This window comes from Blastococcus sp. SYSU DS0616 (genome assembly GCF_054051015.1).
Genome location: NZ_JBJHAJ010000005.1, coordinates 151,606 through 176,864 on the forward strand (window position 1 = coordinate 151,606; position 25,259 = coordinate 176,864).

28 protein-coding genes are annotated in these 25,259 nt (G+C 74.0%); 20 read left to right on the plus strand and 8 right to left on the minus strand.

Features of this window, described 5'->3' with window-relative positions; all coding sequences use genetic code 11:
* Positions 1-210 precede the first annotated feature (210 nt).
* Entirely contained in the window at positions 211-1,494 is a 1,284-nt protein-coding gene (locus ACI79K_RS05715; protein ID WP_456599181.1) for a choice-of-anchor I domain-containing protein, read from the plus strand.
* Positions 1,495-1,537: 43 nt separating this feature from the next.
* On the opposite strand, the gene ACI79K_RS05720 is transcribed toward ACI79K_RS05715, so the two are convergent.
* Positions 1,538-2,245 (minus strand): class I SAM-dependent methyltransferase, encoded by a 708-nt coding sequence (locus ACI79K_RS05720; protein WP_456599182.1) that lies wholly within the window; start codon positions 2,243-2,245, stop codon positions 1,538-1,540.
* Positions 2,246-2,360: 115 nt separating this feature from the next.
* Here ACI79K_RS05720 and ACI79K_RS05725 point away from each other — a divergent pair, with 115 nt between their 5' ends.
* From ACI79K_RS05725 to ACI79K_RS05765, 9 genes are all read left to right on the plus strand, one after another.
* Positions 2,361-3,020 carry a prepilin peptidase gene (locus ACI79K_RS05725; RefSeq protein WP_456599183.1) on the plus strand — a complete coding sequence of 220 codons (660 nt, stop codon included), beginning with the start codon at positions 2,361-2,363 and terminating at the stop codon, positions 3,018-3,020.
* Between the two features lie 188 nt (positions 3,021-3,208).
* Positions 3,209-3,439 carry a Flp family type IVb pilin gene (locus ACI79K_RS05730; RefSeq protein ID WP_456597654.1) on the plus strand — a complete coding sequence of 77 codons (231 nt, stop codon included), beginning with the start codon at positions 3,209-3,211 and terminating at the stop codon, positions 3,437-3,439.
* A 96-nt stretch (positions 3,440-3,535) separates the two neighbouring features.
* The gene (locus ACI79K_RS05735; protein WP_456599184.1) at positions 3,536-3,946 is read left to right on the plus strand and encodes a TadE/TadG family type IV pilus assembly protein; all 411 of its coding nucleotides are present in this window, start codon (positions 3,536-3,538) and stop codon (positions 3,944-3,946) included.
* The gene (locus ACI79K_RS05740; protein ID WP_456599185.1) at positions 3,934-4,905 is read left to right on the plus strand and encodes a pilus assembly protein TadG-related protein; all 972 of its coding nucleotides are present in this window, start codon (positions 3,934-3,936) and stop codon (positions 4,903-4,905) included. Before ACI79K_RS05735 ends, ACI79K_RS05740 begins: the two co-directional genes overlap by 13 nt.
* A gap of 10 nt (positions 4,906-4,915) precedes the next feature.
* Positions 4,916-5,656 (plus strand): Flp pilus assembly protein CpaB, encoded by a 741-nt coding sequence (gene cpaB / locus ACI79K_RS05745; protein WP_456589016.1) that lies wholly within the window; start codon positions 4,916-4,918, stop codon positions 5,654-5,656.
* The gene (locus ACI79K_RS05750) at positions 5,653-6,846 is read left to right on the plus strand and encodes an AAA family ATPase (protein WP_456589017.1); all 1,194 of its coding nucleotides are present in this window, start codon (positions 5,653-5,655) and stop codon (positions 6,844-6,846) included. The genes cpaB and ACI79K_RS05750 overlap by 4 nt, the downstream gene beginning before the upstream one ends.
* Positions 6,843-8,321 carry a CpaF family protein gene (locus ACI79K_RS05755; protein WP_456589018.1) on the plus strand — a complete coding sequence of 493 codons (1,479 nt, stop codon included), beginning with the start codon at positions 6,843-6,845 and terminating at the stop codon, positions 8,319-8,321. The genes ACI79K_RS05750 and ACI79K_RS05755 overlap by 4 nt, the downstream gene beginning before the upstream one ends.
* On the plus strand, positions 8,318-9,259 hold the full coding sequence (locus tag ACI79K_RS05760; protein ID WP_456599186.1) for a type II secretion system F family protein: 942 nt from the start codon (positions 8,318-8,320) through the stop codon (positions 9,257-9,259). Before ACI79K_RS05755 ends, ACI79K_RS05760 begins: the two co-directional genes overlap by 4 nt.
* Positions 9,259-10,155, plus strand: a complete 897-nt coding sequence (locus tag ACI79K_RS05765) for a type II secretion system F family protein (RefSeq protein ID WP_456599187.1) — start codon at positions 9,259-9,261, stop codon at positions 10,153-10,155. The genes ACI79K_RS05760 and ACI79K_RS05765 overlap by 1 nt, the downstream gene beginning before the upstream one ends.
* Before the next feature lie 133 nt (positions 10,156-10,288).
* Here the strand turns inward: ACI79K_RS05765 and ACI79K_RS05770 are convergent, their stop codons facing one another.
* The gene (locus tag ACI79K_RS05770; RefSeq protein WP_456599188.1) at positions 10,289-10,633 is read right to left on the minus strand and encodes a hypothetical protein; all 345 of its coding nucleotides are present in this window, start codon (positions 10,631-10,633) and stop codon (positions 10,289-10,291) included.
* A gap of 171 nt (positions 10,634-10,804) precedes the next feature.
* Here ACI79K_RS05770 and ACI79K_RS05775 point away from each other — a divergent pair, with 171 nt between their 5' ends.
* From ACI79K_RS05775 to ACI79K_RS05790, 4 genes are read left to right on the plus strand one after another with little or no spacing between them, the layout of a single operon-like run.
* Positions 10,805-11,932, plus strand: a complete 1,128-nt coding sequence (locus ACI79K_RS05775; protein WP_456599189.1) for a baeRF2 domain-containing protein — start codon at positions 10,805-10,807, stop codon at positions 11,930-11,932.
* A gap of 32 nt (positions 11,933-11,964) precedes the next feature.
* The gene (locus ACI79K_RS05780; protein WP_456589023.1) at positions 11,965-12,222 is read left to right on the plus strand and encodes a DUF2795 domain-containing protein; all 258 of its coding nucleotides are present in this window, start codon (positions 11,965-11,967) and stop codon (positions 12,220-12,222) included.
* Position 12,223: 1 nt separating this feature from the next.
* Positions 12,224-12,454: a hypothetical protein gene (locus tag ACI79K_RS05785; RefSeq protein WP_456589024.1), complete on the plus strand. Its 231-nt coding sequence runs from the start codon at positions 12,224-12,226 to the stop codon at positions 12,452-12,454.
* Position 12,455: 1 nt separating this feature from the next.
* A complete protein-coding gene (locus ACI79K_RS05790; RefSeq protein ID WP_456599190.1) occupies positions 12,456-12,839 on the plus strand; it encodes an acyl-CoA thioesterase in 384 nt (127 codons plus the stop codon).
* Here ACI79K_RS05790 and ACI79K_RS05795 read toward each other — a convergent pair whose 3' ends face one another.
* Together ACI79K_RS05795 and ACI79K_RS05800 are read right to left on the minus strand one after the other, a co-directional pair.
* Positions 12,840-13,388 carry a DUF4240 domain-containing protein gene (locus tag ACI79K_RS05795; RefSeq protein ID WP_456599191.1) on the minus strand — a complete coding sequence of 183 codons (549 nt, stop codon included), beginning with the start codon at positions 13,386-13,388 and terminating at the stop codon, positions 12,840-12,842. It lies immediately after the preceding gene.
* Positions 13,389-13,444: 56 nt separating this feature from the next.
* A complete protein-coding gene (locus ACI79K_RS05800) occupies positions 13,445-14,482 on the minus strand; it encodes a LacI family DNA-binding transcriptional regulator (protein ID WP_456589027.1) in 1,038 nt (345 codons plus the stop codon).
* Positions 14,483-14,712: 230 nt separating this feature from the next.
* Here ACI79K_RS05800 and ACI79K_RS05805 point away from each other — a divergent pair, with 230 nt between their 5' ends.
* Positions 14,713-15,915: an endo-1,4-beta-xylanase gene (locus ACI79K_RS05805; RefSeq protein WP_456589028.1), complete on the plus strand. Its 1,203-nt coding sequence runs from the start codon at positions 14,713-14,715 to the stop codon at positions 15,913-15,915.
* Positions 15,916-16,094: 179 nt separating this feature from the next.
* On the plus strand, positions 16,095-16,523 hold the full coding sequence (locus tag ACI79K_RS05810; protein ID WP_456599192.1) for a ChaB family protein: 429 nt from the start codon (positions 16,095-16,097) through the stop codon (positions 16,521-16,523).
* 45 nt (positions 16,524-16,568) lie between these two features.
* Here the strand turns inward: ACI79K_RS05810 and ACI79K_RS05815 are convergent, their stop codons facing one another.
* Complete coding sequence (locus tag ACI79K_RS05815; RefSeq protein WP_456599193.1) at positions 16,569-17,867, minus strand: M24 family metallopeptidase; 1,299 nt, start codon at positions 17,865-17,867, stop codon at positions 16,569-16,571.
* A 71-nt stretch (positions 17,868-17,938) separates the two neighbouring features.
* Positions 17,939-19,054, minus strand: a complete 1,116-nt coding sequence (locus ACI79K_RS05820) for a diguanylate cyclase (RefSeq protein WP_456599194.1) — start codon at positions 19,052-19,054, stop codon at positions 17,939-17,941.
* 148 nt (positions 19,055-19,202) lie between these two features.
* Between ACI79K_RS05820 and ACI79K_RS05825 the strand changes: the two genes are divergently transcribed.
* From ACI79K_RS05825 to ACI79K_RS05835, 3 genes are all read left to right on the plus strand, one after another.
* Complete coding sequence (locus ACI79K_RS05825) at positions 19,203-19,385, plus strand: hypothetical protein (RefSeq protein WP_456589032.1); 183 nt, start codon at positions 19,203-19,205, stop codon at positions 19,383-19,385.
* A gap of 70 nt (positions 19,386-19,455) precedes the next feature.
* Positions 19,456-20,151, plus strand: coding sequence for an NADPH-dependent F420 reductase (gene npdG, locus ACI79K_RS05830; protein ID WP_456589033.1), 696 nt, complete (start codon positions 19,456-19,458; stop codon positions 20,149-20,151).
* A gap of 70 nt (positions 20,152-20,221) precedes the next feature.
* A complete protein-coding gene (locus ACI79K_RS05835; protein WP_456599195.1) occupies positions 20,222-20,983 on the plus strand; it encodes a helical backbone metal receptor in 762 nt (253 codons plus the stop codon).
* Between the two features lie 115 nt (positions 20,984-21,098).
* On the opposite strand, the gene panB is transcribed toward ACI79K_RS05835, so the two are convergent.
* Entirely contained in the window at positions 21,099-21,929 is an 831-nt protein-coding gene (gene panB, locus ACI79K_RS05840; protein WP_456599196.1) for a 3-methyl-2-oxobutanoate hydroxymethyltransferase, read from the minus strand.
* Positions 21,926-23,761, minus strand: a complete 1,836-nt coding sequence (locus tag ACI79K_RS05845) for an NAD+ synthase (protein ID WP_456589036.1) — start codon at positions 23,759-23,761, stop codon at positions 21,926-21,928. Before ACI79K_RS05845 ends, panB begins: the two co-directional genes overlap by 4 nt.
* 152 nt (positions 23,762-23,913) lie before the next feature.
* On the opposite strand from ACI79K_RS05845, the gene ACI79K_RS05850 reads away from it, so the two are divergent.
* Positions 23,914-25,254, plus strand: coding sequence for a glutamine synthetase family protein (locus tag ACI79K_RS05850; protein WP_456589037.1), 1,341 nt, complete (start codon positions 23,914-23,916; stop codon positions 25,252-25,254).
* Positions 25,255-25,259: the final 5 nt, after the last annotated feature.

Genomic DNA, 25,259 nt, shown 5'->3' on the forward strand with positions numbered 1-25,259 from the left:
CGCTTCCGGCCGACGGTGGGAGCGGCAGGCGGCACGAGTCGTCACCGCGTGGCGGGTCCGGCGCTTGCGACGTCCGGGAACGCGCCCGTGCGGGCAGTCGGTGTCCACTGCTGGTCGGGTGGCGGACACCCGGGGTTGGTCCACCGGCTGCCCGGGCGTCGTCTTCGCTGGTCAGGGTCGGGGCACTGTCCCGCTACCCCTGGAGCTCCCGTGTCACCCCGCGCCCGGCGTCTCACCTGCACGTTCCCTGCCGCCGCCCTGATGCTCGCCGCGACCGTCGCCCCCGCCGGTGCGAAGCCGGCGTCCGCGCCGGTCTTCACCGAGCTGGCCACGTTCGAGGTGACCGGGGAGGTCGCCGAGATCCTCGCGGTGACCCCCGACGGCCGGACGCTGCTCTACACCGACTCGGCCACCGGCGAGGTCGGGCTGGTCGACCTGACCAGACCCGCCGAGCCGACGGCGATCGGCAGCGTGCAGCTGGGTGGGGAGCCCACGTCGGTGACCGTCACCCGCGACGGGCGCCACGCCCTCGCCGTGGTCGACACCAGCACCTCGTTCACCGCCCCGTCGGGGGAGCTGGCCGTCATCGACCTGCGCACCCGCGCCGTCGTCCGGACCATCGACCTGGGCGGCCAGCCCGACTCCATCGCGATCAGCCCCGACGGTGCGGTGGCGGCGGTCGCGATCGAGAACCAGCGCGACGAGGACCTGGAGGTCGACGGCGTCGAGGGCGGTCTGCCGCAGGCGCCTGCCGGTTTCCTGGCCGTCGTGGAGCTGCACACGACGCCGGAGCGGTGGACGGTCGACCGGGTCGAGCTGACCGGGCTGGAGGGCACCCTGTACCCGGACGACCCCGAGCCGGAGTACGTCGACATCGACCGCCGGGGCATCGCGGCGGTGACGCTGCAGGAGAACAACGCCATCGCCCTGGTCGACCTGCGTTCCCGCACGGTCGTCGGGTCCTTCTCGGCCGGGACCGTGACGCGCACCGACGCCGACACGTCCGACGACGGCGTGATCGCGTTCGACGACGCGCTGACCGCTCCCCGGGAGCCCGACGCCGTCCAGTGGACGCCGGGGGGCAACCTGGTCACCGCGGACGAGGGCGACCTGGCCGAGGAGCCCAGCGGCGGTCGTGGCTGGACCGTCTTCTCCCCGGACGGGGAGGTGGTCTCGACCTCCGGGGGAGCGGCGGAGCAGGCCCTCGCCGCGGCGGGCCGCTACCCCGACGGGCGCAGCGACGACAAGGGCGCGGAGTTCGAGGGCGCGGAGGTCGCCACGCTCTACGGCACCACCTACGCCTTCATCGGGTCCGAGCGCGGGGACGCCGTCCTGGTCTACGACCTCGCCGACGAGGGCGCGCCCGAGCTGCTGCAGGTGCTGCCCACCGGGGAGGCCCCGGAGGGGCTGCTTGCCGTCAAGCGCGGCCACCTGTTCCTGACCAGCAACGAGGACGACGGGACCATCTCGCTGTTCCAGCTGACGAAGCCCTGAGCTCCCCGGCCGGGGGCGCCCACCGCGCCCCCGGCCCGGGTGGTCAGGCGGCGACGGCGGTGACGAACGTGCAGATGCCCTCGCCGGAGTCCGCCCGGTGGCGTATCCCGATCAGCCAGAGCAGGGCGGTCTCGATCCGGTGGGCCAGCTTGCGTGGTCCCTCGTACCAGGTGGAGCCACCGGTCGTGACCGTGATGTCCTCGAACCCCGCCAGCCGGACGTGCTCGACGAGCATCCAGTCGGGGAGGATCGAGATGTGGCCCGGCTGGTAGTAGTGCCCGGGCCCGAAGATGAACGGGGCACCGCGCAGGAACATCTTCAGCCGTGAGTGCGGGTGGGTGATGTTCGGGGTGCTCACCACGAGCCGGTCACCCGGCCGGAGCAGGGCCCGGATCGAGCGGAGCACCTGCCGCGGGTTCTCCACGTGCTCGAGCGTCTCGACGCACATCACCAGGTCGAAGGGGCCGCGGGTCTCCTCGGTCCACTGGGGGTCGTCGAGGTCGAGGCGGTGGATCCAGTCGTGCGGCGGGTCCAGGTCGGTGGGGACGACGTCGAACCCGGCGTCCCGGAGCCGGCAGGCCAGCGCGCCGCAGCCGGCACCGACCTCCAGGATCCGGCCGCCGGTGGGCAGGGCCCGCCGCGCCAGCTCGACGGCGTACTCGTGCACTCCCGGGGCGGCGTGGATGCCGTGCCCCTGGTACGACCCGGTCGCGGCGGTTCGGGACGTGGTGGTGCGCTCGTCGGCGGTCACCTTCGGGAGTGTGACCCAGCCGCCGCGTGCCCGCTCGTCGCGGCGTCGGCCGGGGCCCCGGGGCTGGCCTGTGCCAGGGTGGGCGCGTGCAGACCCCGGCCCGGTTGGTCGCCCCGTGACGGCGGCGGTCGTCGCTGTCGGCGCGATCGGTGGCCTGCTCGTGGGGGCGGCCGCGAACCGGGCCGCGGGCACCTTCCCGTGGGGCACGGCCGACGGGGCCACCCGGCGGTTCGCGGTGCGGCCCCCGGTGCTCGAACTGCTGACCGCGGGGTTGTTCGCGCTCCTGGCGCTGCGGCTGGGGGCGGTCGCGGAGCTGCCGGCCTTCCTGGTCGTCGCCGGGGCGGGCGTGCTCCTCGCGGTGATCGACCTCCGGCACCGGCTGCTGCCCGACCGGGTCACCGGTCCGGCCGTCGTGGCGACCGCGGTGCTGCTCACCGGAGCGGCAGCGGTGGAGGGCTCCTCGGACGCGCTGCTGCGGGCGGGGCTGGCGGCCGCCGCGCTGTTCTGCGGCTACCTGGTCCTCGCGCTGATCTCGCCCGCCGGCCTCGGCATGGGCGACGTCAAGCTGGCCGGCCTGCTCGGCCTGCCGCTGGGCTGGCTCGGCTGGCAGGCGGTGCTGCTGGGGGCGCTGGCCGGCTTCGTGGTCCAGGCCGCGCTGGCGCTGCTCCTGCTCGCCGTGCGGCGGATCGGGCTCAAGGGGGAGCTGCCGTTCGGGCCGGCCATGCTGCTCGGTGCGGCGATCGCGGTGGGCTGGAGCGGAACGCTCCCCGGCTGACGGCGGCGCCGGCGGTGACGCTGGGTCACCAGCGGACCGGAGTCGTCCCTCGATGGGCGGAGTGCCGTCCCCGGATCGGGTGACCCGCCCTCAAGCCCCGGTGTGTTCCGCACGACAACTCCCTCCAACGCCGCGAGGCCGGATCAGCCCGATCCGGACCCGACGGCCCGCAACCGGAGGAGCACCGCATGCTGATCAACGCCTACGCCACCCTGGCCAGCCTCGTCGCCGTCGCCCAGGACCGCCTCAAGAACGAGGAGAAGGGCGCCACCGCCGTCGAGTACGGCCTGATGGTCGGCCTCATCGCCGTCGTGATCATCGGCGTCGTGGTCACGCTGGGCGAGGAGCTCAAGGGCCTGTTCACGGAGGTCGGTGACGGGCTCAAGGGCGCCGGCGACACCGCCACCACGACTTCCTGACCACTCGCTGCTGCGCGACGACGTAGCGGAACCGGCGCAGCGGCCCTCGTCCCGGGGGCCGCTGCGCCGTCGCACGAGAGCGGCGGTGATGCACGGATGAAGGGACGGCTGCGCGGTGAGCGCGGGGCCAGCGCGGTGGAGTTCGCCTTCATCGTGCCGCTGCTGATCGTGCTGGTCATCGGCATCGTCGAGTTCGGCCACGCCTTCCAGGTGCAGGGCACGCTCTCGGCCGCCGCCCGCGAGGGGGTGCGGGCCATGGCGCTGCGCAACGACCCGGTGGACGCGCGCAACGTCGTCCGGACCGCCGCCGCCTCGCTGCACCCGGCGATCACCGACGACCAGATCCACATCACCATCGTCGGCGGCACCGCCGAGACCTGTCCCACCACCGGCGCCGGCGACACCGCCGTCCGCCTCACCATCACCTACCCGAAGCCGTACCTCACGGACTTCTTCGGCACGGGGATCGAGCTCACCGGAACGGGGGTCATGCGATGCAACGGCTGATCTCGCTGGCCCGGCGCCGGCTGGACGGCGAGCACGGCGCGAGCGCCGTCGTCCTCTCGCTGCTGATGGTCCCCATGCTGGGGTTCGCGGCCATCGCCGTGGACATCGGCGCGCTGTACGCCGAGCGCGCCCGGCTCCAGGTCGCGGCCGACGCCGCCGCCATCGCGGTGGCCCAGGACTGCTCCCGCGGCAACTGCGGCGACATGCTGGCGACCGCCCAGGAGCTCATCACCCTCAACGACCCCACGGGCACGGCCGGCCAGCCCGTGCTCAGCAGCGACCCGGTCAGCGTCACCGTCACCGGTGGTGCCCCCAAGGAGCACTGGTTCGCGCCCGTCATCGGGCACGACTCCAGCCACGTCTCGGCGACCGCGACGGTCGGCTGGGGCGCGCCGAGCCAGGGCACCGCGGTCCTGCCGCTGACCTTCTCCTGGTGCTCGTTCCGGGCGCAGACCGGGGGCGGGCTGCCGTCGACCGAGACGCTGCAGACGATCATGTTCAGCAAGTCCGACGACGTCGGCGGGTGCACCGGGCCGTCGGGCAACTTCGTGCCGGGTGGTTTCGGCTGGGTCGTGCCCGACGCGGGCAGGTGCCACGCCACCTCCGCGATCGGCCAGCGGCTCTCCTCCGACACGGGTGTGTCGCTGCCGTCCGGCTGCTCGGAGGCCGACCTCCAGGGCTGGCTGGGCCGCACGGTCCTGCTGCCGCTCTTCGACGAGTTCGGCGACGGCGGCAGCAACGGCTGGTACCGCGTCTACGGCTACGCCGCCTTCACCCTCACCGGCTACGCGGTCAACGGCTCGATCAGCAGCGGCAAGAAGGTCTGCGGGCCCGGCACCAACTCCAGTGACCGGTGCGTCACCGGCTACTACACCCGCTTCGTCGAGCTCTCCGACGCCTGGACCTACAGCCCGGACGCCCCGCAGCTCGGGGCCTCGATCCTCCGACTCATCCGTTAGGGGCGCCCACGTGAGACGTCGACTCCTGGCCACCGCGGTGGCCCTCGCGCTCGTCGTCGCCGGCACGGTCGTCCTCGTGGGCTACGTGCGCGGCGCGGAGACCCGCGCCCTCGCCGGCGTGCAGACCGTCCAGGTCCTGGTGGCCGAGGCCCTCATCCCCGCCGGCACCCCCGGCGCGGCCCTGGGCGAGCTGGTGGGCATCGAGCTGCTGCCGGCGAAGGCGGCGCTGCCGGGCCGGGTCACCGACCTGGCCACGCTGGCCGACCGCGTCGCCACCGTCGACCTCGCGCCCGGCGAGCAGCTGCTCGACAGCCGGTTCGTACGGCCCGAGGAGCGGCAGGCGCCCGGCACGGTGCCGGTGCCGGAGGGGATGCAGGAGGTGAGCATCGTCCTGGAGCCCCAGCGGGCCGTCGGCGGCCGGCTGGCCGCCGGCGACACCGTCGGCGTCTTCGTCTCCATGGGCGACCCGGCGACGACCCACGCCGTCCTGCACGAGGTCCTGGTCACCCAGGTGCAGGGGGCACCCGCCCCGCCCGCGGCGCCCGCCGACGGGGCGACGCCGGCCGTCTCCGCACCGGCCCCCTCCGGCAGCCTCATGGTCACCTTCGCCGTGACGGCCGCGCAGGCCGAGGCCGTCGTCTTCGCCGCCGAGCACGCCAGCGTCTGGCTGTCCCTCGAACCGCCCGACCCCGACGTCTCCCGCACCCAGGTGCTCACCCCCGACACCATCTACGGAAAGGCCTACTCATGAGCCGCGTCGTCCTGGCCGGAGCAGGCGAGGACCTGGTCCTGCGCGTGAAGGAGGCCACCGGCGGCGACCTGCAGGTGCTGCCGCCGGGCCGGCTGCCCAGCGACCCGGCGCGGCTGTTCGAGCAGCTGGTCGACGACGAGCTGCCCGACGTGCTGCTCGTCGGCCCGCACACGCCGGCGCCCGAGGTGCTGACCCTGGCCGGCCGGCTCGACGTGCAGTCACCGGGCATCACCGTGGTCCTGGTGGCCGACCCGTCCCCGGACATGTGGCGGTCGGCGATGCGCGCCGGCATCCGCGACCTGCTCCCGCCGGACGCCGACGTGGCCGAGATCGCCGCCGCGGTCGAGCGCGCCGGGCATGCGGCGGCCGGCCGTCGCCGGGTGCTGCGGCCGGTGGCCGAGACCGACCGCTACGCCGGCCGGGTCATCACCATCGCCTCGCCCAAGGGCGGCGTGGGCAAGACGACGGTCTCCACGAACCTGGCGATCGGGCTGACCGCGGCCGCGCCCCAGTCCACGGTGCTCGTCGACCTCGACGTGCAGTTCGGCGACGTCGCCTCCGCTCTGAGCCTGGTGCCCGAGTACACGCTGCCCGACGCCGTCCACGGGCCGGCCAGCGAGGACACCATGGTCCTCAAGACGTTCCTCACCCAGCACCCCAGCGGGCTGTACGCGGTGTGCGGGTCCGAGTCGCCGGCGGCCGGCGACACGATCACCGGTGACGACGTCAGCCGGTTGCTGGCCTCGCTGGCCCGGGAGTTCCGGTACGTCGTCGTCGACACCGCCCCGGGGCTGTCGGAGCAGACGCTGGCGGCGCTGGACCGCGCCTCCGACGTCGTGATGCTCACCAGCATGGACGTGCCGGGGGTGCGCGGGCTGCGCAAGGAGATGGACGTGCTCCGCGAGCTGTGCATGATCCCCGCCGGCCGGCACGTCGTCATGAACTTCGCCGACCCCAAGGGCGGCCTGACCGTCCGGGACGTCGAGACGACGATCGGCACGGGGGTCGACGTCGTCCTGCCCCGGTCGAAGGCGGTGCCGGCCACCACCAACCAGGGCGTGCCCATCCTGACCAGCGGCGGCCGCCGCGACCCGATGGTGCGCGAGCTGCGCCGGCTGGTGTCGCGCTTCTCCGCCACCCCGCTCATGAAGGCCAGCCGCTACCGGGCCAAGCACCGGGCGGAGGCGTGAACCTCGCCCAGCGGCTGGAGGCCGCGCGCCAGGGAACGGGGCCCGCCGCGCCCGCGCCCGCGGCCCGGCCCGCAGCCGACGCCGGCACCGACCGGCCGGCGACCGCGGTGCCCGCCCCGGTCGTGCGCCCGGCCGCCGTCCCCCGTCCGACCGGATCGCCCGCCCCTGCGCCGCCGACCGACGCGCTGGCGCGGCTGAAGGACCGCGTGGGCAAGGCCCTGTTCGAGCGCATGGGCAGCCGGATGAACGACCCGTCGATGGCCGAGGACGCGCTGCGCGCCGTCGTGCTCAAGGAGCTCGACGAGGTCGTCGAGGAGGAGAACGTCCCGCTCAGCGCCGAGGAGCGGCAGCGGCTGACCGCCGAGCTCGCCGACGACGTGCTCGGCTACGGCCCGCTGCAGCGGCTGCTCGACGATGACGCGGTCAGCGAGATCATGGTGAACGGGCCGGACTCCATCTACGTCGAGCGCGGCGGCAGGCTCCAGCGCACCGCGACCCGGTTCACCTCCGAGGAGCACCTGCGCCGGGTGATCGACCGGATCGTCTCCCGCGTCGGACGGCGCATAGACGAGTCCTCCCCGCTGGTCGACGCCCGGCTGGCCGACGGCTCGCGCGTGAACGCGGTGATCCCGCCGCTGGCCTTCAGCGGCTCCACCCTGACCATCCGGAAGTTCGCGAAGGACCCGTTCCGGGTCGACGACCTGATCGGCTTCGGCACGCTCTCGCCGGAGATGGCCGAGCTGCTGCACGCCTGCGTCGACGCCCGGCTCAACATCATCGTCTCCGGCGGTACCGGCACCGGGAAGACGACGCTGCTCAACGTGCTCTCCTCATTCATCCCGGAGGGCGAGCGGATCGTCACCATCGAGGACGCCGTCGAGCTGCAGCTGCAGCAGGAGCACGTCGTCCGGCTGGAGTCGCGCCCGCCGAACATCGAGGGCAAGGGCGCGATCACCATCCGCGACCTGGTCCGCAACTCGCTCCGCATGCGGCCCGACCGGATCGTGGTGGGGGAGTGCCGCGGCGGGGAGTCGCTGGACATGCTGCAGGCGATGAACACCGGGCACGACGGCTCGCTGTCGACGGTGCACGCGAACTCCCCGCGTGACGCCATCGCGCGGCTGGAGACGCTGGTGCTCATGGCCGGCATGGACCTGCCGCTGCGGGCCATCCGCGAGCAGATCGCCTCCGCGGTCGACGTCGTCGTCCAGCTCACCCGGCTGCGCGACGGCACCCGGCGGGTCACCCACGTGACCGAGGTGCAGGGCATGGAGGGCGAGACGGTCACGCTGCAGGACGCGTTCCTGTTCGACTACTCCGCCGGCGTGGACGCCTCGGGCAGGTTCCTCGGCAAGCCGGTGCCCACGGGGGTGCGGCCGCGGTTCACCGACCGGTTCGACGAGCTGGGCATCACCCTCTCACCGCGGGTGTTCGGCGCCGCGGAGCCGGCCCGCCCCTCGAGGTGGGAGCGGTGAGCGAGCTCCTCCTGGTGCTCGGCGTCGCCGCGATCTCCGCCGCCCTGCTGATCCTCGCGCTGGTCGTCGTCCCGGCCGGCCCCCCGCGGGTGCCCCTCACCCGGCTCGACCCGTCCGTGGCACCTCCCGCGTCCGCGCTGGCCGGCGCCGGCGCGGCGGCGGGAGCCGCGGTCGAGAAGGTGCTGCTCAAGCGTGGCCGGCTCGCCGCCGGCGCCGCCGCCCTGGAACGGGCCGGCATGGCGACGACGTTGCCGAACTTCGTCCTCGCCGTCGGGCTGACCACCGTCGTCGCCGGGCTCGTCGGCGGGCTGCTCGGCGGCCCGCTGCTCGCCGTGCTGTTCGTGGTGCTGGTGCCCGTCGGCGCCAAGCTGCTGCTCGGCTTCCGCGCCGGGCGGCGGCAGGCCGCGTTCGCCGACCAGCTCGACGACTCCCTGCAGCTGATGGCCAGCAGCCTGCGCGCCGGGCACAGCCTGCTGAGGGCGGTCGACTCGGTGTCCCACGAGGCCGAGGCGCCGACCTCGGAGGAGTTCGCGCGGATCGTCAACGAGACGCGCGTCGGCCGCGATCTCAGCGACGCGCTCGACGAGGTCGCCGCCCGGATGGGCAGCGACGACTTCACCTGGGTCGCCCAGGCGATCGCCATCCACCGCGAGGTCGGCGGCAACCTCGCCGAGGTGCTGGACGCCGTCGGGAACACCATCCGCGAGCGCAACGCCATCCGCCGTCAGGTCAAGGCGCTGTCGGCCGAGGGCAAGCTCTCGGCCGTCGTGCTCATGGCGCTGCCGTTCGGCGTGACCGGGTTCATCTCGATCACCAACCCCGCCTACATCGCGAAGTTCACCGAGAGCCTCGTCGGCTACGCCATGCTCGCCGCGGCGGCCGTGATGCTGCTGGTCGGGGGCCTGTGGCTCAAGAAGACCGTGGCGATCAGGTTCTGATGAGCAGCGTGCCCGTTCCCGTCCTGCTGGCCGCCCTCGCGGTCAGCGTCGCCGTCCCGCTGCTCGGCTGGGCGCTGCTCGCCCGCCCCTCCGCCGCGACGGCCCAGGCGCGCGACAACCTGGTGCGCGGCCTCGGCCCGACCGGCGCGGCCGCCGCGGCCAGTTCCGGGCCCGGGGTGCTGACCCGCGTCGCCCGGGGCCTGACCCCCCGCGGAACGGTCGCCCGGCTCAACCGTCTCGCCGGCACGGCCGGTCGCCCGGCGGCCTGGCCGGTCCCGAGGCTGGTGGCGGCGAAGCTGGTGCTGGCCCTGGTCGCGGGGGCGCTGGGGCTGCTCGTGGCCACCGCCCGGCCCGGCCCGCTGATCGTCGTGGTCGCCGTGGTGGCGACCGTCGTCGCCTACTTCCTCCCCGAGCTGCTCCTGTACAGCCGCGGCCAGGAGCGGCAGGAGGCGATCGCCCTCGAGCTGGCCGACACGCTCGACCAGATGACGATCGCCGTGGAGGCGGGGCTCGGTTTCGAATCGGCGATGGCACGGGCCGGGAGCAACGGCACGGGGCCGCTGGCGGAGGAGCTCGTGCGCACGCTGCAGGACATCGCCGTCGGCCAGCCGCGTCGCGACGCCTACCTGGCGCTGGCCGAGCGGACGGGCGTCCCTGACCTGCGCCGCTTCATCCGCGCCGTGGTGCAGGCCGACCAGTACGGCGTCTCGATCGCCGACGTGCTGCGCACCCAGGCGCAGGAGATGCGGCTCAAGCGCCGCCAGCGCGCGGAGGAGAAGGCGATGCAGATCCCGGTCAAGGTGATCTTCCCGCTGATCCTCTGCATCCTGCCGACGCTGTTCATCGTGCTGCTCGGCCCCGCGGTCATGGACATCGCCGCAGCGTTCAGCGGCTGAGCACATCGTCGTCCTCCGGACGACACCGCGGCCCATGGCCGTTCCCCGGCGACGTGGAGCCGTTTCGTCGTCCCTGCGCGGAGGCCTCCGGCCCCCACTCGGGCCGACCCTGCACGGGCCGGCCCGAGTCAGGTCAGCCGGTGGAGCGGGGCTGGGCGGGGTTCGTCGGGTCGCCCTGCGAGGGCGGGTTCATCGCGGGCCCCGTGGTCGCCTCGGAGACCTTGGAGCCGGCCGCGGCGTGCGACGGGTCGTCGGCCGCCGGTGCGGCGGGGTCGCCACCCGAGGGCTGGGCGCCCTCGCGGAGCGCCTGGAGCCGGTTCTCCATGATCGCCACCACCTGCGGGCGGTCGGCGTGGGCGCGTTCGTACTCGAGCACGGTCTCCAGACCCTGGGCGTCCAGCGCCCGGATCCGCGAGGCCAGGCCCTCCACCGGCAGGTGGTCGTAGTCGGGCAGTGGCAGCTGGTCGTGCTCCGTCATCCCTCGTCCTCTCTGCGGGTCCGTGTCGCCGCACCGCCTACCCCCGCCTCCCGGAAACGACACCGGGTGTGAGCTTCCGGCCGGTGGGTAGGCGGCGACGGCGGGAGTCGCGGCTCCGCGCCGCCCCGCCATCCGAACACCCCCGATCTACCGAGGAGTTGTCCCCCCGACATGGACGTGTCCTTCCTGGAGCCGGTGTTCGCCGCGCCCGGGCCCTACGCCACGGTCTGCGCCGACGTCACGCACACCAACGAGAACGCCGACGCGGAGCTGGAGCTGCGCGTGCGTGCGCTCACCGAGCAGCTCGCGGAGCAGGGTGCGCCGGAGACGGTCGTCGAGGCCATCCGCGGCCGGCTGCTCGAGGGCAACGAGGGCGGCGAGGCCGGCACGCTGAAGGGTCGCGCCGTCGTCGTCGCCTCCGACGGCTCCGTCGTGCTCGACGAGGCACTCGCCGACGCGCCGGCCCGGGAGACCGCGGAGTGGGCCGACCAGCCCGACCTGGTGCAGATCCTGCCCCAGCTCGCGGGCCGCCTGCCGCACGTCGTCGTGGTCGCCGACCGCACGGGCGCCGACATCACCACGGCCGGGCTCCCCGGCCGGCCCGACCAGGAGAAGCAGGTGGAGGGCGACACCTTCCACATGCGCAAGGTCAAGGTCGGCGGCTGGGCGCACAACACGTACATGCACACCGCCGAGAACCAGTGGGAGGAGAACCTCGGACTGGTCGCCGACGAGCTGGACTCCCTGGCCCGGCGGCTGCCGCTGCGGTTCATCCTCGTCGCCGGTGACGTGCGGGCCCGGCAGATCCTGAGCGACAAGGCGCACGCCGCGTGGTCGGACCTGGTGGTCACCATGGAGGAGGGGGGTCGCGCCGCCGGTGCCGAGCGGGCAGCGATCGACGCCCGCACCGCCGAGCTGATCGCCGAGCACGAGGCACGCGACATCGCAGACGCCCTCGAGAAGGTGCAGGCCGCCGGTGCGCACGGGCTCGCGCTCACCGGGACCGCCGCCGTGGTCGAGGCGCTGCGCAAGGGGCAGGTCGAGACGCTCCTGCTCGCCGACGAGCAGGACGACGCCACCCTGCTGGTCGGCAACGGCCCGCTCGAGCTCGGCGTGAAGCAGCAGGACATGGACTCCCTGGGCGTGCACGGCACCGTCGTGCCGGCCGGCCGGGCGCTGGTCGCCGCCGCCGCCGCCAGCGCGGCCGGGGTGCTCGTCGTGCCCCGTGCGGCGCTGCCCGACGGCGAGCCGGTCGCCGCGATCCTCCGCTACACCGACGACTCGACGCCGTCGGCCTGACATCCGCAACGAACCCCGAAGGAGAACCACCCGTGAGCGACCCGCACCAGCCCGGCACCGCGCCCGGTACCGATCAGCGCGGCATCGAGCGCCGCGCCGCACTCGCCGAGGCCCTCGGCAAGGAGGTGTGGCCGGCCGACCGCGACCAGCTGATCGCCAAGGCGCAGGAGGGGCCCGCGGCCGACCGGGTGCTCTCGGACCTGCAGCGCCTGCCGGCCGGCCGGCAGTTCGAGAACGTCCAGGAGGTGGCCGAGGCCCTCGGCCTGGGCACCGAGCAGCAGCGGTTCTGACGTGACCACGCAGAAGCAGCCCAGCGCCGAGGCGCTGGACAACGTCACCGAGGACAACGTGGAGACGCGGTCCCAGCTGCTCCCGGAGGAGGCGGCGCTGCAGGGCAGCGGCATGGAGGAGGTCGCCGCCGAGGTCATCCTGGCCGAGTCGGAGGAGCGGACGGTCAACGCCGATCCCGACGACGCCCAGGGTGCCCACCGGCAGTCCGCCGAGACCGCGGACCTGCCCTGACGTGCGGCACGAGCACCCGGTCCGGCTGCGCTGGTCGGACCCCGACATGCTGGGTCACGTCAACCACGCGCGGGCGCTGAGCCTGCTCGAGGACGCGCGGCTCGCGCTGGGCGAGGATCACGCCGGAGGCGGCCTGATCCTCGCCCGGCTCGAGGTCGACTACCTGCGCCAGCTCTACTACCGGGTCGGCGAGGAGCTCTGCGTGCGCAGCTGGGTGACCCGGCTGGGCACGAAGTCCTTCACGATGCGGCAGGAGCTGGCGCAGGACGGCGAGGTGGCCATCCGGGCCGACGTCGTCCTGGTGGTCTTCGACTTCGCGGCGAACACGAGCCGGCCGATGACCGAGGCCGAGCGCGCGCACTGGAGCAGGTACCTGGAGGGCTAGCTAGCCCTGGCCGTAGGCGGCCCAGAGCCGCGGGAAGCGGGCGGCGAACCACTCGTCGTCGTCCTGCGGGAACGGCTCACCGGACGGCTCACCGAACTGGTCGTCCACCTCGTCGGGCCCCGGGTCGAGGTCCTCCTCGGCGAAGCCACGGTCCTCCAGCACCTCCAGGGGTGCGTAGGCCCACTCCTCGGCGCACCCGAAGTCGTCCTCGTCCTCGTCCCACTCGAGGTCGGCCAGGGCGTCCGGATCGGCGAGCACGCGCTCGTAGGCGGCCTGTCCCTGGCTGATCAGCCAGTTCCGGAAGTCGAGGAAGGCGTCGTCGCTCGCGCCGCCGAGCGCGAGGTACGCGGCGGCCCAGAGGTCCCAGCGGTTGGCCCGGGCGCGGGCGGCCATCAGCTGGCGGTAGAAGCCGAGGACGTCGTCGTCCGAGAGCTCCTCGAGGGCGGCCGTGAGGGTCGCGACGTGCTCGGCGACCACCGAGTCCTTCGCGGTCTCGGCCGCCTCCGCGCGGGTGTCCTCGACCAGCGTCCAGAAGGTGTTCGCGTCCACGGCGGGAACCTACCGGCGCGCGCGGTGGTGCCGTGGTCGTCCCGGCCCTCCCGTTCCTAGGAGGAGACCGGCTCGGCGGGGCGCAGCCGTGACGGGGTGGTGCTGTCACGCACGACGAGCCGCGTGGCCAGCTCCAGCCGCGGGCTCTCGATGGTTTCGCCGTCCACCATGCGCAGCACCGTCCGTGCTGCCAGCACCCCCATCTCGGTCAGCGGCTGGTGCACCGTGGTGAGCGGCGGGGAGGACCAGCGGGCCTCCGGCAGGTCGTCGAACCCGACGACGCTGACGTCCTCGGGCACGCGCAGGCCCCGGCGCCGGACTCCTTCGTAGACCCCCAGTGCCATCTGGTCGTTCGCGGCGAAGACGGCGGTCGGCGGGTCGGGCAGGGCGAGAAGGCGGTCGGCCGCGCGGGCTCCCGAGGCGTAGCCGAAGTCGCCTTCCACCACCAGGTCGGCGTCGAACGGCAGCCCGGCGGTCTCCAGGCCCGCCCGGTACCCGGCCAGGCGGGCGCGGCTGGCCCAGAGATCGGGCGTGCCGGCGACGAAGGCGATGCGCCGGTGGCCGAGCCCGGTCAGGTGCTCGGTGGCGCTGAGGCCGCCCGCCCAGTTGGTCGCGCCGATGGTCGGCACGTCGAGCTCCGGGACGCCGGCCGGGTCGACGACGACCGCGGGGACCTGCAGGTTGCGCAGCTCCGCGTCGAGCTCGGGGTCCAGCTCGCTGGTGACCAGGATGGCGCCGTCGCTGGCCCGGGCGCCGAGGTTGTCCAGCCACCCCCGGGTGGCGCTGGCCCGGCGGTGGATCGCGGTGACCACGGTGCCCACGCCTGCCGCGTGGGCGACGTCCTCCACCCCGCGGATGATCTCCAGCGCCCACGGGCTGTCGAGGTCGTTGAAGACCAGGTCGATCAGCCGCGCCCGGGCCCGGCCGCCTCGGCGCTGGTAGCCGTGGTCGCGGAGCAGCTGCTCCACGCGCTCGCGGGTCTGCGGAGCCACGTCGGACCGCCCGTTCAGGACGCGGGAGACCGTCGGGACCGACACCCCGGCCGCTGCGGCGATCGCCGCGATGGTCACCGCGCCGGTCTGCTCGTCGGCCAACGGACCTCCTCCTGGTCGGGGCGGCCAGCCTACGGCCGGCCCCGCGGCCCCGGGCGGGTGCGCCGCGGAGCTCCCCCCGACGGGCGAGGGCCGCCTCCGGCGACGGCGTCCGATGCCCGCGGGTTCCCGTATTGACGCCCACATGTGACCTACGTAACGTCCGGGCTCCGGTTTCCGGAAACTTTCGGAAGCTGTTCCGACGTCTCGAGGGAAGGCACACCATGCGCTCTGTGAGGTTCGGTTCGCGGGCGGCAGCCCGTTGCGCGGTCGGGGTGGCCCTGGTCCCGGTCGCGATCTCCGCCGCGGTCCTGCCCGCCGCGGCGGCGCCCCAGGACCAGGCGGCACCGACGGCCCAGGCCCAGGAGGACCGGGCCGGCGGCCCAGCCATCCGGAACGGCCTGCGCACCGTCGCCCCCGACGACCTGGTCATCGGGACCGCGGTCGCCGGCGGGGGGCACCACGTGGACGCCGGCTACCCCGATCCGTTCACCCGCGACCCCCGGTACCGGAAGGTCCTCGCCACGGAGTTCAGCTCGGTCTCCCCCGAGAACCAGATGAAGTGGGAGTTCATCCACCCGGAGCCCGGGGTCTACAACTTCGGGCCGGCGGATGCGATCGTCGCCTTCGCCGAGCGGCACGGGCAGGAGGTCCGCGGCCACACGCTCCTCTGGCACAGCCAGCTGGCCGACTGGGTCACCGAGGGCGACTACACCGACGAGGAGCTCCGGACCATCCTCAAGGAGCACATCCAGACGGTGGTCGGCCGCTACGAGGGCCGCATCGACCAGTGGGACGTCGCCAACGAGATCTTCGCCGACACGTGGGACGACGGCGGCGTGCGGCTACGGGACGGTTCGACGGGCGCGACTGCCAACATCTTCATCCAGCGGCTCGGCCCGGGGATCATCGCCGACGCCTTCCGCTGGGCGCACGAGGCCGATCCGGAGGCGAAGCTCTTCCTCAACGACTACGCCGTCGAGGACATCGGCCCGAAGAGCGACGCCTACTACGAGCTCGCCAAGCAGCTGCTCGCCGAGGGGGTCCCGCTGCACGGGTTCGCCTTCCAGGCCCACCTGGACCTGCAGTACCCCTTCCCGGAGACCCTCGACGAGAACATGCAGCGCTTCGACGACCTGGGGCTGGAGACCGCGATCACCGAGCTGGACGTCCGGTTCACGCTCCCCGAGAGCGGGGTGCCCACCGCGGAGCAGCTCGCCGAGCAGGCGGACACCTACGAGGGCGTCCTCGAGGCCTGCCTGTCGGTGGACGACTGCAACTCCTTCACCATCTGGGGCTTCAACGACAAGTACTCGTGGGTCCCGAGCTTCTCGCCCGGCCAGGGGGCGGCGACCGTGATGTTCGAGAACTACGAGCGCAAGCCCGCCTACTGGGCCCTGCACGAGACGCTCGCGGAGGCGCAGGCCGGGCGGTGACCGGCCCGGTCCGACCCGCCGGACCCGCCTGAGCGCCGGGCGGTCGCTCCTCGACCCGGGGAGCGGCCGCCCGGTCCCGTCGGGCGGGTGGACCCGCCGTCCGGCGGGACGGCGGCCCGATCAGGTGATCATCTCCGTCCCCCGGGGTAGGGCCGCACCCGAACCGAGAGGAGACAGCGATGCCGAAGACGACGAAGAAGGGCGACGCGAAGCAGTCCGAGCTGCCCAGCACCCTGCGACGCTCGGACAAGAAGGCCCAGCGGACGTTCACCAAGGCCTACGACTCAGCGGTGGACGAGTACGACGACGAGGAGCGCGCCAACCGCGTCGCGTGGGCGGCGGTCAAGCACTCCTACGAGAAGGTCGGCGACCACTGGGAGAAGAAGGAGGGCGGCAAGAAGGGCCCCTCGGACGCCCAGGCCGCCGGCGGCCGCGGCACCGGCAAGCAGACCAAGGGCGGCGTCGACGCGAACGCCACCAAGGAGCACCTGCAGGAGCTCGCCAAGAAGCTCGACATCTCCGGCCGCTCGAAGATGAAGAAGCAGGAGCTGGTCGACGCCATCCAGAAGGCGAACGACAAGAAGACCGCCCAGGCCCGCACGAAGTGAGGTCACCGCGTCGCCGCTTCCCTGGTCCAGGGGAGCGGCGGCGCGTCAGCCGATGAGCTGGAACTCCGTCTGCCGGCCGGCGAGGTACTCGACGCCGTCCGCAGTGAGCGCGATGCCCTCCTCGAGCCCCAGCCGCACGCACTGGCCGTCCCACTCCGGCACGGGCCGGCGCACCGCGAGCTCCAGGGCGTAGGCCGTGTCGGCGTGCACCGGGTAGTCGCCCGCGCCCGGCACGTCCCGCTGCTGGTCCCACTGGCCGATGGCCGGCCCCGCCCCGTGGCCGTGGTAGCCGATCGGGTGCGAGTAGACGTCCCCGTCCAGGCCCTCCGCTGCCGCGGCGGCGCGGGCGGCGGCCAGCACTTCGTTGCCCGTCCGGCCCGGGAGGAGCGCGGCCGCGGTCAGCTCCTGCAGCCGGTTGGCCGCCCGCATGGCGGACCGCAGGCCCCCGGGGGCGTCGGTCTCGCCGGGCCGCAGGACGTAGGCGTTGCGCTGCGTGTCGGTCCGCAGCCCCAGCGAGCTCAGGCCCACGTCGCAGTGCAGCAGGTCCCCGGCCCGGACCACCGCGTCGGAGGGGACGGCGGGCAGCAGCGTTCCCCCGTCCTCGACCAGGGGCACGCCGGCGCGCTGCACCAGCACCGACGGCTGGAACCACGGCTCCACGCCCAGGTCGTGGAGCCGCTGCCGCAGCCACCACGCCACGTCCAGCGCGGTGGTCCGGCCTACCCGGACGACGGCGGGGGAGAAGGCCTCCGCGATCACCTGGTGCGCCAGCCGGTTCATCCCCCGCAGCGCCTCGATCTCCTCCGGCAGGCGGGTCTCCAGCCAGCTCACCGCGAGCTGCTCGGCCGACACCAGCCGGTCCGCGTACGGGCCGAGCGCCTCGGTGAGCAGCCGGTGCTCGGTGTGGGAGAGCCCGTCGGCCAGGGCGAAGCGCTCGGAGACGTCGATGCCGATGCGGCGCGGGCCGGCCTGCTCCACGAACCGGCGGACCTCCGCCCACTGGGCGCGCTCGGCGGGCTCCCGCGGGTCGGCGGTCCACGCGGGCAGGAACTGGCCGACCGGGTAGCGGGAGACCGCGGCGGGGGTGACGCCGTCGTCGCTGCGGTGCAGCAGCAGGATGGTGCGCCGGCGGGCGGACAACCAGGTGGCCGGGAGCAGCGTGGCGAGGACCGGGTCCTCGTCGTACTCCCGTCCGGCGACGATCCACAGATCGATGCCCGCCCGGTCCATGAGACCGGGGAGGACGTCGAGCAGCCGCTGGGTGAGCCATCGGTCGCGCACGTCGGCCTGCTCGCGCAGGGGCAGAGGCACCGTCCGCGTCGGGTCGGGCGCGACGAGCGTCATGCACCTAGCGAAGCAGAGAACCGCCGAACGCACCGGTCGAGAGCACCGTCCGGCCCCCGCCGGCGGCCGGGCTAGGAGCTGGCCTGCTCCGCCCGGGGGCTGCGGGCGCGCGGGACCACGGCGGTGGCCACCCGGTCCCGCCCCTCACGCTTGGCCCGGTACATGGCGGCGTCGGCCTCGTCGACCAGCCGCCACAACGCCGCGACGGCGTCCTCCCCCTCGCCCGGCCGGGTGACGGCCAGGCCGATCGACGCGGTGACCACGTGCCCGCCGGCGCCCTGCCCGCGGGCGACGGCAGCCCGCAGCCGCTCGGCCAGCCGGCGGGCCTCCGCAGGGTCGCCCACCGAGCCCACGACGACGAGCTCCTCGCCGCCGGTGCGGGCGAGCACGTCCGCGGGCCGGACGGCGGCCGACAGCGCGGCGGCCACGGAGCTGAGGACGGAGTCGCCGACGGCGTGCCCGAACTCGTCGTTGAGCCGCTTGAAGTGGTCGAGGTCCAGCACCATGGCGCAGATCCGGGTCCCGTCCCGCCGGGCCTGTCCCCAGAGGCGCTCGGCCTGCTCGACGAGGTAGCGGCGGTTGTGCAGCCCGGTGAGCGGATCCAGGTGGGTGAGGGTCGCGGTCTCCACCAGCAGGCGCTGCACCCGCCGGCGCAGCAGGTAGACCGCCGTCGCCGCGACGTTCAGCGTGACGGCGCTGACCCCGACCTGGACGCCGAGGGCCACGGCGCTGTCGTAGCTGGGCCACAGCGCGGCGAGGCAGACGCCGGTCGTCACCGCCATGTGGACCGCCAGCGCCCGGAGCTCCAGGAACCAGGCGGCCGCCAGCGCGGGGAACAGGAGCATCAGCGGGGTGGCGTAGCGCAGGGGGTCCTGGATGCAGAGGACCACGACGAGGTAGATCAGATCTCCGAGCAGCACCAGGACGAGCGTGTACCCGGGGCCGATCCGGCGGCGCGCGGCGAGTGCCGCGGCGAGGGCGAGCAGCAGCAGCATGGTGCCCGCGTAGGCCCACCGCGCCACCCCCTCGCGGAGCACGCCGTCCACCAGGAGGTTGACCGAGCCCATCACACCGCCCATGGCCAGCAGCACGGCGACGGTGACGGCGGCGACGCGGTGCTCGTGCCCACCGGGGGCGGCCGGCCCGGAGCAGACGGGGGCGGAAGTGCGCAGGTCCGGGCCGATCACGGATGCAGGATGCCGCACCAACCGGCGTTCCGGCACCCCCTGTGCGCCGCCGGTCACCCTGGGGTGCGAGCCCGGGCGGTCGTCGTCCGAGCGGACCCGCGCGCCGGGTGGAAGGCTGAGGTCGTCCGACGAGTGGAGGAGGTCGCGCATGGCCGGGGGGCCCTGGTTCTTCTGTCTCAAGCACCACCGGGTCGAGGACCGCGACGGGTGCGCCGAACGCCACCGGCTCGGGCCGTACGAGACCCGGGAGGAGGCCGAGCAGGCGCTCGCGGCCGTCGCCGAGCGGAACGAGCGGCTCGACGCGGAGGACCGCGAGTGGGAGGAGCGCTGACCCCCGTCCCGGGGGCCAGGCATGATCGGTCCCAGCCGCCGGGTCGTCCGGCGCCGTGGAAGGGGTGGACGTGACGGACGGTCGCGCGGTCGAGGAACTGGTCGTGGGAGTGCTGGGCGGCACGGGCCCGCAGGGGCGTGGACTGGCCGTCCGGCTGGCCGCCCAGGGCCAGCGCATCCTGCTGGGCTCCCGCGACGCCGAGCGCGCCGCCGAGGTGGCCGCCGAGGTGGCCGAGCGGGCCGCGACGGTGGCCGGCGGGGTCGAGGTGTCGGTCACCGGGGGCTCCAACGTGGACGTCGCGGGCGCGGCGGACCTGGTCATCGTCGCCGTCCCCTTCGCCGGACACGCCGCGACTCTGGCCGAGCTCGCCACCCCGCTGGCCGGCAAGATCGTCGTCGACTGCGTCGTGCCCATGGGCTTCGACGAGCTCGGTGCCTACGTGCTCGACGTCGAGGAGGGCAGCGCCGCGCAGCAGGCGGCCGCGCTGCTGCCGGACTCGCACGTGGTCGGCGCCTTCCACCACCTGTCGGCCAAGCTGCTCGAGGACCTCTCGAAGCCCACGATCGACGGCGACGTCATGGTGGTCGGCGACGACCGCGCCTCGATGGACACCGTCCAGGCGCTGGCCGGCCGGCTGCCGGGGATGAGGGGGATCTACGCCGGCCGGCTGCGCAACGCCCGGCAGGTCGAGGCCCTGACGATCAACCTCGTCTCGGTCAACCGGCGCTACAAGGTGCACGCGGGCGTCCGGATCACCGACGTCTGAAACGACCCCGTCCTCCTCACCCTTCGCAGGCTCAGGGTGAGCCTCTGGGCGGGGCCAGGGGAGTTGAGCCGTGACCGGCGCTGGAATCCGCGACGACCAGCGGCGGCCCTACGAGGGGCCGCCGCCGCGGCGGGTCGTCTCGCTGGTGCCGTCGCTGACCGAGGCGATCGCGGCCACCGACGCAGGGCTGCTCGCCGGGGCGACCGACTGGTGCACCCATCCGGCCGGGCTCGACGTCCCGCGGGTCGGCGGCACCAAGTGGCCCGACGTGGGCCGGGTGCTGGAGCTCCGCCCCGACCTGGTGGTCGCCAACGCCGAGGAGAACCGGGACTCCGACGTCGCCGCGCTCCGGGCCGCCGGTGTACCCGTGTGGGTGACCGCGCCGGCCACCGTCGACCAGGCGCTGGACTCGCTCGCCCGGCTCTGCGGCGTGCTGGGCCGCCCCGACCCGGGCTGGCTGGCCGACGCTCGCGCGGCCTCGGAGGCACCGGCGCGGCTGCCGGACGTGCCGGCGGTCGTCCCGATCTGGCGCCGCCCGTGGATGGTGCTGGGCCGTGACACCTTCGCCGGTGACGTGCTGGCCCGGCTCGGCGTCCGCAACGTGTTCGCCGGGCATGCCGACCGGTACCCGAAGCTCGGCCGGGACGAGCCGGCGACGGTGCCCGCGGAGCTCGTGGTGTTCCCCGACGAGCCCTACGCGTTCACGCCTGACGACGGCCCCGAGGCGTGGCCGCAGGCTCGGCCGGTGTTCGTCAGCGGCCGGCACCTCACCTGGTACGGCCCCTCGCTGGCGGAGGCGCCGCAGGTGCTGGCCCGGCAGCTGACCACCTGAGCGGACCGGTGACGTGCTGCGCCGCGCGCGGCCGGCTCTGGGGGTCGTGCGCACGGACTGGGGGCGTTGCAGGGCGCCGACAGCGGGAGCTCGACCCCCAGAGCGAGCTGAGTGGCTACTCGAAGGAGTGCTCGGGGCCGGGGAACGCCCCGCCGCGGACGTCGTCGGCGAACTCCTGCGCGGCCCGCAGCAGCTCGCCCCGCAGGTCGGCGTACTTCTTCACGAACTTCGGCACCCGGCCGCCGTTGAGCCCGGCCATGTCCGGCCACACCAGCACCTGCGCGTCGCACTCGACGCCGGCGCCGATGCCGATCGTGGGGATGGCGAGCTCCTTGGTCACCTGGGCGGCGACGGCCGCCGGCACCATCTCCAGGACGACGGCGAACGCACCGGCCTCCTGCACCGCGTGCGCATCGGCCAGCAGCTGCTCGGCCCCGGCCCCCCGGCCCTGCACCCGGTAGCCGCCGAGGGCGTGCTCGCTCTGCGGCGTGAAGCCGACGTGCGCCATGACCGGGATCCCGGCCTCGGTCAGCAGCCGGATCTGCGGCGCCACCCGCACCCCGCCCTCCAGCTTCACCGCCTGGGCGCCGCCCTCCTTCATCATGCGGACGGCGGTGTCGAACGCCTGCTGCGGGCCCGACTCGTAGGACCCGAACGGCAGGTCGGCGACGATCAGCGCCCGCTTGGTGGAGCGGGTGACCGCCTTGGTCATCAGCAGGATGTCCTCGACGGTCACCGGCACGGTGCTGGTGTGCCCGAGCACGACGTTGCCCGAGGAGTCGCCGACGAGCATGACCGGGATGCCGGCCTCCTCGAAGATGGCCGCGCTGTAGGTGTCGTAGGCGGTGAGCATCGCCCACTTCTCGCCGCGCGCCTTGGCCTGCTGCAGGTGGTGGATGCGCACCCGCGCCGTCGACTGGCCGCCGTAGAGGACCGACTCGTTCACGCCTGTGCTCCTTCCCGCACGGTGGGGAGGGTCTCCCGCCAGCGGCTGGTGATGGGCAGGCGCCGGTCGCGCCCGAACGCCTTGAGGCTGATCTTGGTGCCCGGCGCCGACTGGCGGCGCTTGAACTCCGCGGCGTCCACCAACCGGAGGACGCGCGCCACCACTTCTGGGTCGTGCCCCCGCTCGAGCAGCTGGGCCATGCCGAGGTCGCGGTCGACGTAGTCGGCGATCACCGCGTCGAGCTCGTCGTAGGAGGGCAGCGAGTCGCTGTCCACCTGACCCGGCGCCAGCTCGGCCGACGGCGGCTTGTCGATCGAGTTCTGCGGGATCGGCTCGGTCTCGCCACGGCGGCGGGCCTCGGCGTTGCGCCAGCGGGCCAGCTCCCAGACCAGGGTCTTGGGCACGTCCTTGATCGGGGCGAAGCCGCCGGCCGAGTCGCCGTAGAGGGTGGAGTAGCCGACGGCGATCTCGCTCTTGTTGCCCGTCGTCAGCAGGAGGTGGCCGTGCTGGTTGGACAGCCCCATCAGGAGCGTGCCGCGGACCCGGGCCTGCAGGTTCTCGGCGGCGACCCCGGAGAGCTCCACCGAGGACTCGTAGGCGTCGACCATCGGCGCGATCGGCACGACGGAGTAGTGCAGGCCGGTGCGGCGCGCGAGGTCCTCGGCGTCGGCGAGCGAGTGCTCGCTGGACCACTTCGACGGCAGCCCGACCCCGTGCACCCGGTCGGCACCCAGCGCGTCGACGGCGAGGGCGGCGCAGACGGCGGAGTCGATGCCCCCGGAGAGACCGAGCACCACCGAGGGCATGCCGTTCTTGTCGATGAAGTCGCGCAGGCCCAGCACCAGGGCCCGCCACACCTCCTCGCAGTCGCTGAGCGGTTCGGCGACCGTGGCGGGGCGCGGGTCGAAGGCGGGCACCGGCTCCTCGCTCAGCACGTGCCGGGTGACGGTCATCGGCCCGACCCGGCCCGAGCGGCGCTCGGGCACCGCGGACGGGTCCAGCGCGAGGTCGACGGTGAGCAGGTGCTCGACGAACTGGGGGGCGCGGGCCAGCAGTTCCCCGGTGGGGGAGACGGCCATCGAGTCGCCGTCGAACACCAGCTCGTCCTGCCCGCCCACCTGGTTGCAGTACAGGATCGCCGCCCCCGCCTCGGCCGCCCGGCGACGCACCAGCGGGAGCCGGAGGTCGTCCTTCGCCCGCTCGTACGGGGAGGCGTTGGGGGAGACGACGAGGTCGACCCCGGCCTGGCCGGCGACCCCGCACGGCCCGCCCTCGACCCAGAGGTCCTCGCAGACGGTGAGCGCGACGTCCACGCCGTGCAGCCGCACCACCGGCAGCTCGGTGCCGGGCACGAAGTAGCGCGCCTCGTCGAAGACCCCGTAGTTGGGCAGGTGCCGCTTGTAGTAGCGGACGACGACGTCGCCACCGTGCAGCAGGGCCGCCGCGTTGCGGGGAGCACCCCGGCGGGGGTTGGCGTCGCTGGGCCGGTCGTCGTCGGTGGGCGGCTCGTCGACCGGGGCCGGTCCGCTGCCCTCGGTGTGCGCCAGGTACCCCACGACGACGGCGAGCTCGCCCAGCCCGTCGGCGGCCAGCCGGGCCGCGAGGTCCACCAGCGCCTGCTCGCTGGCGCGGGCGAACGACTCGCGCAGCACCAGGTCCTCCGGCGGGTACCCGGTGAGCGTCATCTCCGGGAAGACGACGAGGTGCGCGCCGGCGGCCGCGGCCTCCGCCGCCCACCGGAGGACCAGGTCGCTGTTGCCCGCGAGGTCACCGACCCGCGTGTCGACCTGGGCGAGGGAGACCCGCATCTGCACCGGCTGCTGATCGCTCACGCCGCCAGTCTCGTCGCCCACCAGGGCCGACGGCCAGGTGGGGGCGCGACACGGGCACCATCGCGGCCGGGAACCGTGTGCGGATCGCCCGGATTGGGCAGGCTTGCGCCGACGTCACACACCTGAAACGAGCGGACTGGATCATGGCCGGTATGGACCGACAGCAGGAGTTCGTCCTGCGGACCCTCGAAGAGCGCGACATCCGTTTCGTGCGGCTGTGGTTCACCGATGTCTCCGGCTACCTCAAGGCCGTCGCGGTGGCCCCGGCCGAGATCGAGGCCGCCTTCGCCGAGGGCATCGGCTTCGACGGCTCGGCGATCGAGGGCTTCGCCCGCGTCTACGAGTCCGACATGCTCGCCAAGCCCGATCCCGGCACCTTCCAGGTGATGCCGGCCCGCGAGGGCCGGGCCAGCGACACCGCGCGGATGTTCTGCGACATCACGCTGCCCGACGGCTCGCCCTCGTGGGCCGATCCCCGGCACGTGCTGCGCCGGACCCTGGCCAAGGCGGCCGACATGGGGTTCACCTTCTACACCCACCCCGAGATCGAGTTCTTCCTGCTCAAGGACCTGCCCACCGACGGCACCGCACCGGAGCCCGCCGACACCGGCGGCTACTTCGACCTCTCCACGCACAACGTGGCGCACGACTTCCGCCGCGAGGCGGTCTTCGCCCTGGAGGCGATGGGCATTTCCGTGGAGTTCAGCCACCACGAGGTCGCCCCGGGCCAGCAGGAGATCGACCTGCGCTACGCCGACGCGCTGTCGATGGCGGACAACATCATGACGCTGCGGCACGTCGTCCGGGAGGTCGCGCTGGCCCAGGGCGTGCACGCCACGTTCATGCCCAAGCCGTTCACCGAGCTGGCGGGCTCGGCGATGCACACCCACCTGTCGCTGTTCGAGGGCGACCGCAACGCCTTCCACGACCCGGCCGACCCGATGCGGCTGTCGACCACCGGCAAGCAGTTCATCGCCGGCCTGCTGACCCATGCCCGCGAGGTCACCGCGATCACCAACCAGACGGTGAACTCCTACCGCCGGCTGCTGGCCGGTACCGAGGCGCCCACCGCGGCGACCTGGGGTCGGGCGAACCGCTCGGCGCTGGTCCGGCTGCCGAGCTACAAGCCCAGCAAGGCGCAGTCGGCCCGGGTCGAGGTGCGCTCGCCGGACTCCGCGTGCAATCCCTACCTCACCTTCGCCGTCCTGCTGGCCGCCGGCCTGCGCGGCATCGAGAAGGGCTACGAGCTGCCGCCGGAGGCCGAGGACGACGTCTGGTCGCTCACCGACACCGAGCGCCGCGCGGCCGGCTACGAGGACCTGCCGGTCAGCCTCGGCGAGGCGCTGACGGCGATGCAGGGCAGCGAGCTGGTCGCCGAGACGCTCGGCGAGCACGTCTTCCAGTTCTTCCTGCGCAACAAGTGGGAGGAGTTCAACTCCTACCGGCAGAACGTCACGCCCTTCGAGCTGCGCCGGTACCTCCCCGGCCTCTGACCCGC

Bases quoted from the DNA above. Each gene is read 5' to 3' on its own strand.
- ACI79K_RS05730 (WP_456597654.1), top strand. From the start codon at position 3,209: ATGCTGATCAACGCCTACGCCACCCTGGCCAGCCTCGTCGCCGTCGCC.
- ACI79K_RS05735 (WP_456599184.1), top strand. From the start codon at position 3,536: ATGAAGGGACGGCTGCGCGGTGAGCGCGGGGCCAGCGCGGTGGAGTTC.
- ACI79K_RS05740 (WP_456599185.1), top strand. From the start codon at position 3,934: ATGCAACGGCTGATCTCGCTGGCCCGGCGCCGGCTGGACGGCGAGCAC.
- ACI79K_RS05750 (WP_456589017.1), top strand. From the start codon at position 5,653: ATGAGCCGCGTCGTCCTGGCCGGAGCAGGCGAGGACCTGGTCCTGCGC.
- ACI79K_RS05765 (WP_456599187.1), top strand. From the start codon at position 9,259: ATGAGCAGCGTGCCCGTTCCCGTCCTGCTGGCCGCCCTCGCGGTCAGC.
- ACI79K_RS05770 (WP_456599188.1), bottom strand. From the start codon at position 10,633: ATGACGGAGCACGACCAGCTGCCACTGCCCGACTACGACCACCTGCCG.
- ACI79K_RS05775 (WP_456599189.1), top strand. From the start codon at position 10,805: ATGGACGTGTCCTTCCTGGAGCCGGTGTTCGCCGCGCCCGGGCCCTAC.
- ACI79K_RS05810 (WP_456599192.1), top strand. From the start codon at position 16,095: ATGCCGAAGACGACGAAGAAGGGCGACGCGAAGCAGTCCGAGCTGCCC.
- ACI79K_RS05815 (WP_456599193.1), bottom strand. From the start codon at position 17,867: ATGACGCTCGTCGCGCCCGACCCGACGCGGACGGTGCCTCTGCCCCTG.
- ACI79K_RS05825 (WP_456589032.1), top strand. From the start codon at position 19,203: ATGGCCGGGGGGCCCTGGTTCTTCTGTCTCAAGCACCACCGGGTCGAG.
- ACI79K_RS05850 (WP_456589037.1), top strand. From the start codon at position 23,914: ATGGACCGACAGCAGGAGTTCGTCCTGCGGACCCTCGAAGAGCGCGAC.